This is a genomic window from Piscibacillus halophilus (assembly GCF_900110685.1).
GTDB lineage: Bacteria > Bacillota > Bacilli > Bacillales > Alkalibacillaceae > Piscibacillus > Piscibacillus halophilus.
This window is the reverse complement of record NZ_FOES01000055.1, coordinates 1-13,933: the sequence shown is the minus strand read 5'-3', so window position 1 is coordinate 13,933 and position 13,933 is coordinate 1. Positions and strand designations below refer to the sequence as shown.

Below are 13,933 nucleotides of genomic sequence, written 5' to 3'. Positions count from 1 at the left end.
GATAAACTTAAAGAGATTAAAGAAGAATTATATCGTTATTACGACCTTGTGAAGGCATCGGGAGTTGTAGAATTTGAAAGGTCGATATCGACCTTTCAAAATTGGCAAAAGCAAATCATGAACAGCTTCGCATTTGATTTACATAATGGGTATGTTGAAGGGATTAATAATCAAACCAAAGTGATTAAGCGTAATGCCTTTGGCTTTAAACGGTTTGATCGTTTTAGATTAAAGGTGTTATTGCATCATCAATATAAGAATTTAAGGGTTCGTATCAATTAAATTAGGAGTGAGCGTATGCTCACCCCAACATTTGACTTAGAACCTAATAAAAATGTTTTTATATCATCAACATTAGATTTGTGGTATTTTCTATATGGATGATTGGATAAGCTATAGGTGTGAAGTTAGGAGGATTTTACATATGTCCCAAGAAGAGAAAGAACAGTTTCAAGCTAAAATCGAAAGATTAGATCAACGCGGTTCTGGTCAGGCAGTCGTATGGCGAGAAAATGAAAAAGGCAATCCTAAAAAGTTAAAATTAGTCGTTCCACAAACCATTCCAGGTGAAGAAGTGTTAGTGGACGCTTTATATCCAACTAAAAAGTGGAGTAAAACAGAATTAAAAGAAGTTATGGATGCAAGTCCTGAAAGAACGATTGCTCCATGTCCTCATTTTGATATATGTGGCGGATGTGTCTGGCAACATTGGGAGTACTCAGGACAGTTAAAACATAAAACAGAGTATGTAAAAAAAGCAATTGAAAGCCAAGGTTTTGAGCCAGAACTCGTCAAACCAACCATCGGAATGGATCGACCTTGGGATTATCGTAATAAAATGGAGTTCACATTCTCTCCTGAAGGTAACATGGGAATGCATGAACAAGGGAATTTCAAAAACGTTTTTGACCTTGAGACGTGTTTAATTGCCAGTGATGATATGGTTAATGCTTCATTAGAAGTTTCTGAGTGGGCTAAAGACCACGGTCTAAAAGGTTATGAAAAAGAAGAGCATACAGGATTATTAAGACATTTAATGGTTCGTCAATCCTTTACAACTGGTGAAATCATGTTAGCTTTAATTGCGACACAATCACCAAATGGAGAGCTTGAGGAAGCCGTCAATGACTTAATTAATCGGATTAGTAAATTCACTAAGGTCAAAAGCTTAATGTGGTTAGAAAACACATTATGGGCAGATCGTGTGGATGCAGAAGCCATTCATGTATTAGCAGGTCGAGACTTTATCTATGATGAAATCTATGGATATCGTTATCGTTTATGGTACGATACATTTTTCCAAACAAACCCTACACAAGCTAAAAAATTAATAGACTTGGCATTAGAAGTTGGACAACCTAAAGAACACGAAACGATGATTGATCTATTTTGTGGAGTTGGAACGTTTTCATTACCTTTTGCGAGTCGTGTGAAGAGGCTAGCTGGTGTTGAGATTGTTGAAAGTTCGATTGAATCGGCAAAACGAAATGCTGTGGAAAATGGTATTGATAATACGTACTTTATAGCACAAGATGCACGTCGAGGAATTGATCATGTACTTGAAGAATTTGGGCAGCCAGATATTTTATTATTAGATCCACCTCGTTCAGGTGCAGGTGGTAAAGTGATGCGTCGAATCGGGCGTTCTAAGCCAAAACGTATTGTGTATGTATCCTGTAATCCAAGTTCATTTGCAGAAGATGTAGCTGAGTTAAAACCATTTAATTATGAATTAAAATCCGTACAACCAGTTGATTTATTCCCACATACAGTGCATGTGGAGTTGGTTGCGGAGATTGTATTAACTAATGAAGAAGAATCGTAATCTTTTTTAATTGAATAGATTTTATTATATTAATAAAAGAGGTGGATGTAATTCCACCTCTTTTTTCATAAGTAACAAGAAAAACTTTATTTATTGTTGTCTTTTGAACTCGCTTCTTCAATTGGTAAGAATTCAAAAATCTCACCGGATTCTACAGAGTGGACAAGCCTCTCCAACCAATGACAATAGATTCTATACTCTTCAAGTTGTCGTAAATCTTGTTCAGCCCGTTGTTTCACTTCTTCTTCGGTATCATCATTATTAATAATCTGTTGTAGCATTTCCTCAGCATAATCTATAGCAGATAAATTTAACTTAGCTTCTCTTTCCCATTTATCTCCAAAGAAATGAGAAAAATATTGAAAGAAATTTTTCTCTGCTACAAATAGATCCTTGCGAGAGCCTTTTTTCCAGACTTTCTTTACAATATTGATTTCTTGTAACTTTCGAACAGCGGTACTCATGCTTGGCTTACTCATACCAAGGTCATCTTTCATATCATCAAGAGTTAATGGATCATGCTTGAAATACATGGTTGCATATAATCTTCCTATTGATGGTGTGACTCCGTATAAATCCATAGTTTCCGCGATAGCATCAATGACAGCTCCTTCAGCTTGCTCCAGTAATTCTTCTGCTTTCTGCTGTTTTTTTCCTTCCAATGTTAACCCTCTTTTCCTATCGAGTTTTGCAGATTTTTATAATTTAAATGATTAAATATAAATTAAACTACTTTAACTTTAACTATACCGCATCTTGAGTGAATGTCAAAATTTATATTATAGAAATTGGGTGTTGGTTTACAAAAAATATCCACTATGATAACATTAAAAATGTTAAATACGTTAAAAAATAATTTAATAAAATTAATGTAAGGAGGATAATAAATGAAAAATATGTTTATAAATGGGGAATGGACTGAGGCAAGCTCAGGAAAGACGAGGAATATCATTAACCCGTTTAACCAGGAAGTTATTGCAACAGTCGCTGAAGGGGATAAAGAGGATGCAAAACTTGCCATCTCAGCTGCACGAAAAGCTTTTGATCATGGGGAGTGGAGTCAAACACCTGCAACTGAAAGAGGGAAGAAAGTCCTTCACATCGCACAATTAATCGAAAGAGATAAAGAAGAACTAGCAGAACTAGAATCTCTTGATACTGGTAAAACCATCACAGAAAGCCGTGCAGATATGGATGATATCGCAGGGGTTTTTCGTTATTTTGCCGGTTTAGCTGATAAAGATGGTGGAGAAATGATCGAATCACCTATTCCGGATAGTCAAAGTAAAGTCGTTCGTGAACCAGTTGGAGTATGTGGTCAAATCACACCGTGGAACTATCCACTATTACAAGCAGCTTGGAAAATTGCTCCCGCACTAGCGACAGGAAATACAATTGTGATGAAACCAAGTGAAATTACACCACTAACAACTATAAAAGTAACAGAACTAATGGAGGAAGTCGGTTTTCCGAAGGGTGTTGTCAACCTTGTTCTTGGTGAAGGCACAACGGTAGGTAACGAACTAGCTGAAAGCCATGACGTTGATCTCATTTCTTTCACAGGTGGTATCGAGACAGGTAAGAAGATTATGCAAACAGCAAGCGGAAATGTGAAGAAGATTGCGCTTGAGCTTGGCGGGAAAAATCCGAACATCGTTTTTGCAGATGCGGATTTCGAAACAGCTGTCGACCAAGCATTAAACGCTATTTTCTTTCATGCTGGTCAAGTGTGCTCAGCAGGTGCAAGATTACTTGTTGAAGATTCCATTCATGATGAATTCGTGGAAGCGCTAGTTGAACGTACGAAACGCATTAAATTAGGTAACGGATTTGATGAAGAGACGCAATCAGGACCATTAATTTCAGCAGAACATCGCGCAAAAGTTGAAAAATACGTGGAAATCGGAAAAGAAGAAGGTGCGACTGTCTTAGTTGGCGGTTCTCGCCCTGAAGATCCCGAGCTACAAAATGGTTTCTTCTACTTGCCAACGATTATGACAGATTGTCGTTCTGATATGAGAATCGTGCAAGAAGAAGTATTCGGCCCAGTATTAACAGTTGAACGTTTTAAAGATGAAGATGAAGCCGTACACCTAGCGAATGACACAATTTATGGGCTTGCAGGTGCCGTATTTACTACAGACATTGATAAAGCTGAACGCGTGTCAGCTCAATTACGCATGGGGACAGTCTGGATCAACGACTTTCACCCGTATTTCGCTCAAGCACCTTGGGGTGGATATAAACAATCCGGCATTGGTCGTGAGTTAGGCAAAGCGGGATTAGAAGAATACACAGAAACAAAGCACATTTATCGCAATTTGAAACCAGAACCATTGAATTGGTTTAAATAAAAACATCAACTGTTCTAACAACATTCAAGGAGGTCTGAATATGACAGAAAAATTCGATTATGTCATCATTGGTGGCGGAAGTGCGGGCTCCGTACTCGGTAACCGTTTAAGTGAAGATAAAAATAATAAAGTGTTAATACTAGAAGCAGGACGTCGTGACTATGCATGGGATTTATTAATCCAAATGCCAGCAGCATTACCGTTCCCAGCTGGTAAAAGCTTATACGACTGGAAATATGAATCAGATCCTGAACCATATATGGATGGACGTCGCATTAAGCACGCTCGCGGGAAAGTACTTGGTGGTTCAAGTTCCATCAACGGTATGATTTATCAACGTGGTAACCCAATGGACTATGAACGTTGGGGAGCTGATGAAGGGATGGAAACATGGAACTTTGCACATGTACTTCCATATTTCAAACGTTTAGAAAACGCCCTAGCGGCTGATCCAGACGACCCCTACCGTGGCCATGATGGTCCAGTTAAATTAGAACGTGGTCCAGCTAAGAATCCTTTATTCCAAGCTTTTTTTGATGCAGCGGTTGAAGCAGGATACAATCGAACACCAGATGTGAACGGTTATCGCCAAGAGGGATTCGGTCCATTTGATAAACATGTTTACAAAGGTCGACGCTTTTCAGCTTCACGTGCTTATTTAGATCCAATTAAAAGTCGTCAAAACTTAACGATTCGTACACGTGCTTTTGTATCAGGCATTGAATTCGATGGCACAAAAGCGACTGGCGTGACATATCGTCGTAACGGTAAAAACCATACAGTGAGTGCAGGTGAAGTCGTTCTTGCTGGAGGTGCGATCAACACACCACAATTACTACAATTATCAGGTGTGGGTGATGCAGAGCACTTAGAATCACTAGGTATTAAACCGGTCGTCAATCTTCCAGGTGTTGGTGAAAACCTTCAAGATCACTTAGAAGCTTATATCCAGTACTCTTGTCCACAACCGGTATCACAGCAACCAAGCTTAAATAAATTACGTATGCCTTGGATTGGATTACAATGGCTACTTGGACGTAAAGGTCCAGCCGCAACAAACCACTTTGAAGGTGGAGGTTTCATCCGGTCGAATGAAGAAGTCGACTATCCTAACTTAATGTATCACTTCTTACCAGTTGCGGTACGTTATGATGGACAAAAAGCTGATACGAAGCACGGATTCCAAGTACACGTTGGTCCTATGTACTCTGATGCACGAGGATCATTAAAGATTCGTTCGAAAGATCCTAAAGAGCATCCAAGCATGGTGTATAACTATCTCTCAACTGAACAAGACAGACGTGAGTGGATTGAAGCCGTACGCCTTACAAGAAACATTATGGATCAACCAGCTATGAAACCATATAATTCAGGTGAAATTTCACCTGGACCATCTGTTCAAACAGATGAAGAGATCTTGGAATGGGTGAAACAAGATGCTGAGACAGCTCTTCATCCGTCTTGTACGGCTAAAATGGGACCAGAATCAGACCCTATGGCAGTAGTTGACCCAAAATCAATGAAAGTTCACGGACTAGACAATGTAAGAGTAGTGGATGCATCTGCTATGCCATATGTGACGAATGGTAACATTCACGCACCCGTCCTAATGCTAGCAGAAAAAGCAGCAGATTTAATTCTCGGAAAAGAACCCCTTAAGCCTGAGTATTTAGACTACTACCGTCATGGCGTAGATTTAGCAGAAGCTGGAGTTGTAAAAAGCTAAAGATTGCTAAAGCTAAATGTATTACCCCCTGTTAAAACATATTTGGTCGAATAAGTAGTTCAGTTTTGGAAAATAAACTCCTAAACTGGACTACTTTTTTGTTATATAGGTGAAAATACAATAAAGCTGGTTCTCGATTAGAGAAGCCAGCTTTATTAGCTATTGTTATTTAACATAAACGTTTCACTATCGTTATTCCACTCAATCGTTATTTCAATTTCCTCATCTTCTCTTGTAATAGAACATCCGGAACAAGAACCTAGAGATATATCAAGCAAACCATTCTTTAAAAGAGTATTGTTCCCTCCATTACTTCCAGTTACGCTGTCAATCCTATAATTGATGTTTTCTGGTGCTTCACCTTCACCAACATACTTTAGGAAAAGTCTCGTAGATTCACTGTCTTCTCCTTTTATGTCAACATGATATTCAACTTGCCAATGACCAGTTTCATTTTGAAAAGTAAGTTGATCAGTATCTGCAATACACGAAGGTAGTAGTAAAATTGATAAAAGCAAAATGATATTCCTCACATGGTCCCTCCTCAAAAAAATACAGATCTTCTATATTGTTCTAATTTAATGCCATAAATTCCTGCTTAAAAATTGATGGATATAAAATTAATGTAATACAAAAAAAGCTAGTCTCTTCAATGAGGGACTAGCTCTGTTAATTCTTATAATATATCTTTTAATTTACCCACTCATCAATTAATTCCTGATTTTCTTCAACCCATTTTTCTGCACCTTCAATTGGTTCTTCTGCATTTTCAACATAGTTGATTAGCTCACCAATTTGTTCGTCATTCATCTTCCAGTTATTAAAGTATTCACTGACTTTAGGATAATCGTCTGCGAAATCTGTACGAGTCGCATGGTGAATTTTCTCAACGCCACCATAAACATTTTTCGGATCTTCTAAGAATTTAAGGTCATACTCAGAGAAAATCCAGTGCGGAGTCCAAAGTGGTGCTACGATTGGTTCTTCATTTTCGACTGCTTCTCCAATTTGAGTTAACATAGCAGGTTCAGAACTAGGAAGTAGCTCAAACTCAAGGTTATAATCTTTAATTAAATCTTCTGTAACTTCCATCGTACCCGCGCCAGGATCAAAACCGACAATTTCACCATTAAACATATCTTTATGTTCGTTTAAGTCTTCTACACTATTAACTTCTTCTAAATATTCTGGAACAACAAGTCCTACTTTTGCATTGTCAAACCAAGTAGTATCCGAGAAGTTAACTGTATCTTCATATTGCTCTAGATAATTAGCATCTTGAACGGGTAACCATACTTCTAAATTAGCATCTAAGTCGCCACTCTCTAAAGACTGCATCATAGTTCCCATGTCTAGTAAGCTTAACTCTACGTTATAACCTTTATCTTCTAAGATCACTTTCCACATATTAGTGACGGCAATATTTTCTGCCCAATTAATTTGTCCAATGGTGATTTCTTCTTCATTAACTTCTGTATTGGACTCCTCTTCTGATTGTTCACTGTTAGATTCCTCATTACCGTCACCACAAGCTGCCAGTACAGCAATCAATAACAGTGCTGAAATTACAATAAGTGCTTTTTTCCAATTATTCATTGTTAAAAAAACTCCCCTTTTATATTTTTATTAAAATACTTCAAAACATTAAATCTGTTTAGAAATATTTTAACGATAGCGATAAACAAAAGCTCATCTCAAAAAGAGATAAGCCATATTTCTATATAATAGGTAGGCTAAACTACCGTTCTATAGGATCCCAGATGACTTAAAACTAATAAAACTTGATGTTTTCATCATGACGCAAATAATCATTGAAGCCACTATTGATTATATTAGCTTTAACCCTTTCTTACAACACCAAGCGGTGGGATTCAAAATAAATAGGTAAAGACATTTGTTAAATAATTTTAAAACGTTCTTTATACTCTTTATGTTAACGTGTATAAAATATATGTCAAGGGGGAAGGGCGAATTAAAATGAGATCTATATTCAATTAAACGTGAAAATTATGTTAAAGTTAATTTAAGTGATCAAGCAGAAGGGTTGGTTAATTTGGAACGTGAGGGATATATTCCAATCTTTGGACCTGACCATCTTATTTATATAGTTGGACTTGTCCTTATAGGCTCTTTAATGATTTACTATCGCAGTACCTTGAAGAATAAACGAAGAATCATCACGATGATCATCCTTATCATTAGCATCTCTCAGCAAATCTTACTCTATGGATCATACGCTGTCCTCATGAATTTCGACCTATCAGAATCACTGCCATTACATATTAGTCGCGTTAACACCATTCTAGGTATTATTTATTTACTTACAAGAAATGAAAAGTTATTTGGAGTCTTATGCTTCTTCAGTTTGTATGCTTGGGCCAGCTTTATATACCCAAGTCGCGTCTATGGCATCACGCATCCATTAGGAATTAGTTTTTTTATTAATCATGTAATCACATTGTTATTGCCGTTTTATGCGATGATGGCTTATCGTGCCACCATAAACAAACTTGATAAATATCGTGCGAACTTATGGTTTGGGATTTATCTATTAATTGCCTTGATGGTAAACCCAATAGTTGATGGTAACTATTTTTACCTAAAACATAAACCCGTTCTCTCTCATTTATCAGATTGGCTTTATATACCAGGCGTGTTGGTGGTGACGTATATCTTATTTTATTTTGGAGAGAAGGTATACTTAAAGGTTCAGGAGAAAACGACCATGAGTAATTATAAATAAAGAGACTAGCCATTTAGCTAATCTCTTGGGAACAAAAAATGTGTTACAAAGATGTATATTACCACCCATAAACACTTTCACACGTAGCGGGTTGTGGTTCATAATAACAATGTTGTTTATATTGACCAGTAAACGGTTGACCGAACCATGTAGAAGGACATTCAGCATAAGGGTTAAAATACCAAAGGGCATATTGGGCAGGGTGTTGCCTCCAAAATTTTAATACTTTTTCGGCTAATTTTTTCTCTACACCTCTGGCTGGATTATAAAATAGATCTCCTTTTTGAACAGCTTCAAATGAATAATTGTTTCCTTGTACTTGGTAAATGACATCGTCTATGGATCTTAAGTCTTCGAAGTCTAAACAATCAGCTTTTAGACGATTCACAATGACATTGCCTACCATGAGCATCCCTAATTGCCCTTCACCTTCAGCTTCTGCCCTCATCATCCTTGCGATCAAATTAATATCATTTTGATTATAGGCTACTCTTGCCAACTTAAATCACCTCTAAAAAGTGTGTTTACCTATAAATATGAGAAATGATATTGTATGTTTGTTTTATAAGTATGGTGACTAAGTAGCCAAAGTGACGTTTATGAATAATTACTAATGATTTGATTTGAAGCTGAAAAACTAAACTTAATCTGATTTCTTTAATACTCTATACAATTCTAATAATCTTGGAGCCATCATTGTTAAATATGCTAGTACTTTGTTGGTACCAAGTAGTTGTCTCATTGATATCAAAAAGTTGGAAACATTCTCGTTATTGTAATAATTTATTGTTTCTAGATATGTTTTTTCAGTTTCATTGTCCCAAAACTAAGTATCATTAAACACTTTTAATTGTGCAGAAGGACTTTCTTTATACTCATTAATAAAAATTTGGTTATAATCTCTACTGCTATTAAACGGAGGGTCAAGATATATTAAATCTATACTATTGCTCTTAATAGAATTCTTAAGAACCTTCAAGTTATCTCCAAAAAATAGTTGGTTTGTCATACGTATACCACTCCTCTCGCTGTGGTACATGTTATGACTGTATCAACTTGTCCTAGTACAATTAATTGGGACGAACTTCAATCTTTATTGGAAACAATGATTTTAAGGTTATGTTAAAATTGTGTAAAATAGGAATATACATGTAACTAGGGGTGGTATTTTGTCTAATTATCAAGTAAATAACACCAATATTAATGCGTTAATCAGCTGGATTGAACAAGACATTGTGGCGATCCCTGAAATTCAACGTCCGTTTGTATGGAAGTCATCTAAAGTTAGGGATTTACTAGATTCGTTATATAATGATTATCCGGTAGGCTACATAATTACTTGGCAGAACCCTGATACACGATTAAAAGATGGTACTGTTTCGCATGGTAAGAAAATTTTAATTGATGGGCAACAGCGTGTAACTGCTATTATGGCAGCTATTTCAGGTAAAGAAGTTGTTGGAAATTTTAGATTGATTGAGTGCGTGGATTCACATTGAATTCACGTGTTTTATTTGTGCTAAAAATAATTTAAAAATTATGTTAATATTAGTGGAAGTCTAATGGATTTAACTATAGGTAGGTTCGTTAATTTAGGAGGTGCTTTATGAACCGAGTTATACTAAGGGATATTCAAGAAGGAGATCTACCAATTTTCTTTGAACACCAACAAGATCCTATCTCCAATTACATGGCTGCTTTTACTTCTAAAAACCCATCAGATTGGAGTCAGTTTTGTAATCACTGGAATAAGATTTTGACAGAGAAAACGATCCTTAAGCAAAGTATCATTCAGGAGAATAAGGTAGTGGGTCATGTGATTAGCTTTGACATGTTCGGTGAACGAGAAGTGACTTATTGGATTAATCGCGAGAGCTGGGGGAAGGGTGTTGCAACCGAAGCACTTAAACAGTTTCTGCGATTGGATCCTATGCGTCCATTATATGCCCGTGCCGCAAAAGATAATATTGGTTCAAGGCGAGTGCTCGAAAAGTGTGGTTTTTTTATAGTAGATGAAGACAAGGGATTTGCGAATGCTCGTAATATGGAGGTTGAAGAGTTTGTTTTCATACTAAAATATTGATTGGAATATTAGGTTTAGAATTAGTCAAGGAATGAAGAACTTTGAATAGGTTAATAGAGTTCAAAGGTGAAGTGGGAATTACATAAAATACCAAAAGTTGAACAAGTTTAAATAAGTTGTGCGACCTCAAGGGAGGTGGAAACGAATGATTTATGCGAAAGCTATATTAGTCGACCAATTTTTAGCTAATGTAAATGATCGTAGTTGGTATGCCTCCTTTCAAGAATCAGTAGAGGGACTATCGAACGAAGAAGCTTTTTGGAAACCATATGAGGAAAGTCACAGTATAGCTGAAATCACACAACACCTCATTTATTGGAATGAAGTATGGCAAATGAGGTTTGAGACTTCTAACTTTCATGCGATCGAAACGCTGAATGATAATGCATCTAGCTTTCATATTCATGACAATGAAAGCTTTACGGAACTTAAGGAAAAATTATTTAACGTTCTGTTACGGTGGGAGGAATTTATCACAGTTGAAAAACTTGAGTCAAATGTGAATGGTTTTCCAGTAAAGGCAGAGTGGTAGGAATTATTAGGTAATGCCATTACACATAATGCCTATCATATCGGCCAAATCAATTATGTTCGTAAAATGAAGAAGTTTAGTTCAAAGACAATATAGAAATATACTTTTAGCATAGTCTAAATTTCTGCGATTGAATCCTATTATAGACATAATCAAGGCTAATATGGTATGAGAATTAAAAATCAAAAATAATTTCTGCCAATTTTGATAAATGTTAAGATTAAACAACACGATATTATTTCATGAACAGGAGACAAATAATGATTTTAGATAACAATGAATGACGGACTTCTTCTCATACGATATGATCATTTACATGAACGAGACTGGAGAAACGATGATTCTTATAAACTAATTTTCTCTCAATTTGGTGAGGCTCAATACCTGTTTCGTCAAAGTGATGTCCGCATAGGGCAAGATGAATTTATTATATTAAATGCCAAGTGTTGACCATAAACAACTAAAAGCAACAAAGGAAAAATTTTTAGTCGAGATTCAACCGTCATTATTAAAAGAGACGGCCCTTCAATTAGGTATCATTATGGTTGAACCTGAATTTGCTTTACTTCCATATAAGCATCCACAGATTCATAAATGGACATCTTTTATAAGAGAGTTCTTGATGATTAACAGGGATTCTAATTCCATGTCCAATCAACTTTTCCTTGAAAATAGCTTGTCCCAAATAGCAATATTCATGCTTCAATATGGTTCTGGTTCACACCAAAATCAGTTTCCAAAGATAATAAGTAAGCAAAATATTAATAGAGTAATAGAAGCGTTAAAAGATAGCTATCAAGATAATTGGACGTTAGATCAAATGTCTCTTGTTGCAGGTATGAGCAAATATCAGTTCGCACACCTTTTTAAGGAGGAAATTGGTTTATCTCCTTATTCATGGCTTCAACTGTATCGTTTATTAAAAAGCCAGGAACAGCTCATACAGTCAGAGCAATCTATATTAACAATTGCACTTGGAAATGGTTTTAGTAGTGTGTCTACTTATAACCAATTATTTAAAAGAATTTATAATAAAACGCCAACGGAATTTCGTTTTATGCATCGCCCATAGTAAACCTATAACGCTTGTAATAATGATTAAGATTCCACTAGACAGCATTAATTTTTGTATTGAAATGAATGATACTAGAAATCCGTATATGCCTAAAGAAATTGTATTTGAAAGATATAGCAGAACTGCATTTGAACTAAATGCTCTCCCCATTTTTCCTCAGGTACAAGTGATTGAATAAGGTATATACGTGTTAAACTAGCGATTGGCAATCCAATAGCTACTATTGCGCTGCCAATAAAAAATGAATGAATGTTATAGAAAAAACCGTAATAAGCAATTCCGAATCCCCAAATGATCGCTCCAACCAGATACACCTTAATGGTCATTTTAGTTAGGGTAAATGGAATTATAAGATTTGTAAGAATGACAACACATCCAAAAATGCCTTGAATAATACTGTACAATTTCTCACTTTTCGAACTCATCTCACTTAATGCAAGTAAAGGCCAACTTCCCAGGACCACGTATTAAAAAATACGGTTATAAAGGTGAAATAAAAGAGTTTTTTTATAGTCGAGTGTGCTCTAACCCATAAGGCAAAATTCTGCGATTGAACTAAAAACTTTTTAATAGATTTGTTAACTATTTCTTTCCTTTCTTTGATGTCTACTCTTGAAATACAATATGCACTAATTGCGTAAGTGATCATATCTATAGTGAAAAAGTGAATAACTCCATAATGGTTTAATAACCATACCGACAGAAAAGGGCTTAAAACAGTTACACCTCTAGTTAAAGTATCGTATATACTATTGACTTCGGTTCTTTTTTCTTCTTTTGTTATGATAGGCAGTATCGTTCTAAACGTTGGATTTAAAAAACAGCCGACGCTCTGAATTAGAAAACTTACAATTAACAAATATGAATAGAAAAGTAAGTCTAGGTAATCTAAAATAACAATAGAAAATATAATAGGTATTCGAATTAAATCTAGTCGGGCTGATCATATGGCTGGGGTTGAAGTGACCATTGTTGGGGCGTATGAGCCCATTGCTTACGCGACGATTTATACATCAACGAATACTGGTATGCGAGTGCAGGAGCATAAGTGAGTGGTGCATGAGGAGCTCGTGGATGTAACGGCTGACCCTTTGGATGACGGCGCGGAAGTCTTAACTCATGCGCAACATATGAAAGGGATGAACGATGCGATACATACAATCGATTATTCCATTCCGACGACGGTTTATATGGTCGACTTTGAACTCCCTAATGGTTTGAAGGTGACGAATCATAAGTGGGTTGTCGAGGAAGAACTGGAGCGATTATATTAAAACACGTACTTAAAACCCCATTTTCTAAATTTTGTTCGTTTTTTTAGAAAATGGGGTTTCATTTTTTTATAAATTAATATATAATCACAAACATACACGAACAACTAAATAAATTTACACTTGTATAATCGTGGGAATATGGCCCACAAGTTTCTACCAAGTTACCGTAAATGACTTGACTACAAGTAATCTTCATAATACGAACATACAAGTATCTTAAGCTTGTATGGAGTCTTGTATTCTATTTTATAAAGACAAAGTCGAATGTGATGAATCGCTTATAGTCATTGGTGATTCTTGGCATTCGGCTTTTTTTATTTT

Annotated in this window: 16 protein-coding genes, 1 pseudogene and 1 riboswitch; of the genes and pseudogenes, 11 read left to right on the top strand and 6 right to left on the bottom strand. The window is 36.0% G+C overall.

Annotation, left to right across the window (positions count from 1 at the left end):
- Both BMY57_RS14735 and rlmD read left to right on the top strand, forming a co-directional pair.
- Nucleotides 1–282 (top strand): transposase (locus BMY57_RS14735; protein WP_143063855.1); only part of this gene is annotated, 282 nt, incomplete at its 5' end.
- 142 nt (nt 283–424) lie between these two features.
- On the top strand, nt 425–1,825 hold the full coding sequence (gene rlmD, locus BMY57_RS14730) for a 23S rRNA (uracil(1939)-C(5))-methyltransferase RlmD (RefSeq protein WP_091775952.1): 1,401 nt from the start codon (nt 425–427) through the stop codon (nt 1,823–1,825).
- An 86-nt stretch (nt 1,826–1,911) separates the two neighbouring features.
- Here rlmD and cudC read toward each other — a convergent pair whose 3' ends face one another.
- Nucleotides 1,912–2,487 carry a choline uptake/conversion transcriptional regulator CudC gene (cudC, locus tag BMY57_RS14725; RefSeq protein ID WP_091775950.1) on the bottom strand — a complete coding sequence of 192 codons (576 nt, stop codon included), beginning with the start codon at nt 2,485–2,487 and terminating at the stop codon, nt 1,912–1,914.
- A gap of 225 nt (nt 2,488–2,712) precedes the next feature.
- Here cudC and betB point away from each other — a divergent pair, with 225 nt between their 5' ends.
- Nucleotides 2,713–4,179 carry a betaine-aldehyde dehydrogenase gene (gene betB / locus BMY57_RS14720; RefSeq protein ID WP_091775947.1) on the top strand — a complete coding sequence of 489 codons (1,467 nt, stop codon included), beginning with the start codon at nt 2,713–2,715 and terminating at the stop codon, nt 4,177–4,179.
- A 40-nt stretch (nt 4,180–4,219) separates the two neighbouring features.
- Nucleotides 4,220–5,905 carry a choline dehydrogenase gene (gene betA, locus BMY57_RS14715; protein WP_091775944.1) on the top strand — a complete coding sequence of 562 codons (1,686 nt, stop codon included), beginning with the start codon at nt 4,220–4,222 and terminating at the stop codon, nt 5,903–5,905.
- Nucleotides 5,906–6,060: 155 nt separating this feature from the next.
- Here the strand turns inward: betA and BMY57_RS14710 are convergent, their stop codons facing one another.
- Complete coding sequence (locus tag BMY57_RS14710; RefSeq protein ID WP_091775940.1) at nt 6,061–6,438, bottom strand: hypothetical protein; 378 nt, start codon at nt 6,436–6,438, stop codon at nt 6,061–6,063.
- 157 nt (nt 6,439–6,595) lie between these two features.
- Nucleotides 6,596–7,501, bottom strand: a complete 906-nt coding sequence (locus BMY57_RS14705) for a glycine betaine ABC transporter substrate-binding protein (protein ID WP_091775937.1) — start codon at nt 7,499–7,501, stop codon at nt 6,596–6,598.
- Between the two features lie 457 nt (nt 7,502–7,958).
- On the opposite strand from BMY57_RS14705, the gene BMY57_RS14700 reads away from it, so the two are divergent.
- Nucleotides 7,959–8,648 carry a YwaF family protein gene (locus BMY57_RS14700; RefSeq protein WP_175615756.1) on the top strand — a complete coding sequence of 230 codons (690 nt, stop codon included), beginning with the start codon at nt 7,959–7,961 and terminating at the stop codon, nt 8,646–8,648.
- 58 nt (nt 8,649–8,706) lie between these two features.
- On the opposite strand, the gene BMY57_RS14695 is transcribed toward BMY57_RS14700, so the two are convergent.
- Nucleotides 8,707–9,147: a cell wall hydrolase gene (locus tag BMY57_RS14695; protein ID WP_091775932.1), complete on the bottom strand. Its 441-nt coding sequence runs from the start codon at nt 9,145–9,147 to the stop codon at nt 8,707–8,709.
- 670 nt (nt 9,148–9,817) lie between these two features.
- Between BMY57_RS14695 and BMY57_RS14685 the strand changes: the two genes are divergently transcribed.
- The 4 genes and pseudogenes from BMY57_RS14685 (at nt 9,818) to BMY57_RS14670 (ending at nt 12,335) form a co-directional block, all read left to right on the top strand.
- The gene (locus BMY57_RS14685; RefSeq protein WP_091775926.1) at nt 9,818–10,147 is read left to right on the top strand and encodes a DUF262 domain-containing protein; all 330 of its coding nucleotides are present in this window, start codon (nt 9,818–9,820) and stop codon (nt 10,145–10,147) included.
- Nucleotides 10,148–10,254: 107 nt separating this feature from the next.
- On the top strand, nt 10,255–10,731 hold the full coding sequence (locus BMY57_RS14680; RefSeq protein ID WP_091775924.1) for a GNAT family N-acetyltransferase: 477 nt from the start codon (nt 10,255–10,257) through the stop codon (nt 10,729–10,731).
- 145 nt (nt 10,732–10,876) lie between these two features.
- Nucleotides 10,877–11,359: pseudogene (locus BMY57_RS14675) on the top strand (DinB family protein).
- A gap of 340 nt (nt 11,360–11,699) precedes the next feature.
- The gene (locus tag BMY57_RS14670) at nt 11,700–12,335 is read left to right on the top strand and encodes a helix-turn-helix transcriptional regulator (protein ID WP_091775921.1); all 636 of its coding nucleotides are present in this window, start codon (nt 11,700–11,702) and stop codon (nt 12,333–12,335) included.
- Nucleotides 12,336–12,427: 92 nt separating this feature from the next.
- On the opposite strand, the gene BMY57_RS14665 is transcribed toward BMY57_RS14670, so the two are convergent.
- Complete coding sequence (locus tag BMY57_RS14665) at nt 12,428–12,763, bottom strand: hypothetical protein (RefSeq protein WP_091775919.1); 336 nt, start codon at nt 12,761–12,763, stop codon at nt 12,428–12,430.
- Between the two features lie 5 nt (nt 12,764–12,768).
- Complete coding sequence (locus BMY57_RS16530) at nt 12,769–13,197, bottom strand: MFS transporter (protein ID WP_369678867.1); 429 nt, start codon at nt 13,195–13,197, stop codon at nt 12,769–12,771.
- A 34-nt stretch (nt 13,198–13,231) separates the two neighbouring features.
- On the opposite strand from BMY57_RS16530, the gene BMY57_RS15970 reads away from it, so the two are divergent.
- Both BMY57_RS15970 and BMY57_RS14660 read left to right on the top strand, forming a co-directional pair.
- Complete coding sequence (locus tag BMY57_RS15970) at nt 13,232–13,390, top strand: DUF1541 domain-containing protein (protein ID WP_369678868.1); 159 nt, start codon at nt 13,232–13,234, stop codon at nt 13,388–13,390.
- Nucleotides 13,391–13,612 (top strand): DUF1541 domain-containing protein, encoded by a 222-nt coding sequence (locus BMY57_RS14660; protein ID WP_091775916.1) that lies wholly within the window; start codon nt 13,391–13,393, stop codon nt 13,610–13,612.
- 100 nt (nt 13,613–13,712) lie between these two features.
- Nucleotides 13,713–13,814: riboswitch (purine riboswitch) on the top strand.
- Nucleotides 13,815–13,933: the final 119 nt, after the last annotated feature.

Excerpts from the sequence above, each read along its gene's own strand:
- rlmD (WP_091775952.1), top strand. The coding sequence starts at position 425 with ATGTCCCAAGAAGAGAAAGAACAGTTTCAAGCTAAAATCGAAAGATTA.
- betB (WP_091775947.1), top strand. The coding sequence starts at position 2,713 with ATGAAAAATATGTTTATAAATGGGGAATGGACTGAGGCAAGCTCAGGA.
- betA (WP_091775944.1), top strand. The coding sequence starts at position 4,220 with ATGACAGAAAAATTCGATTATGTCATCATTGGTGGCGGAAGTGCGGGC.
- BMY57_RS14705 (WP_091775937.1), bottom strand. The coding sequence starts at position 7,501 with ATGAATAATTGGAAAAAAGCACTTATTGTAATTTCAGCACTGTTATTG.
- BMY57_RS14680 (WP_091775924.1), top strand. The coding sequence starts at position 10,255 with ATGAACCGAGTTATACTAAGGGATATTCAAGAAGGAGATCTACCAATT.
- BMY57_RS14670 (WP_091775921.1), top strand. The coding sequence starts at position 11,700 with ATGCCAAGTGTTGACCATAAACAACTAAAAGCAACAAAGGAAAAATTT.
- BMY57_RS14665 (WP_091775919.1), bottom strand. The coding sequence starts at position 12,763 with ATGAGTTCGAAAAGTGAGAAATTGTACAGTATTATTCAAGGCATTTTT.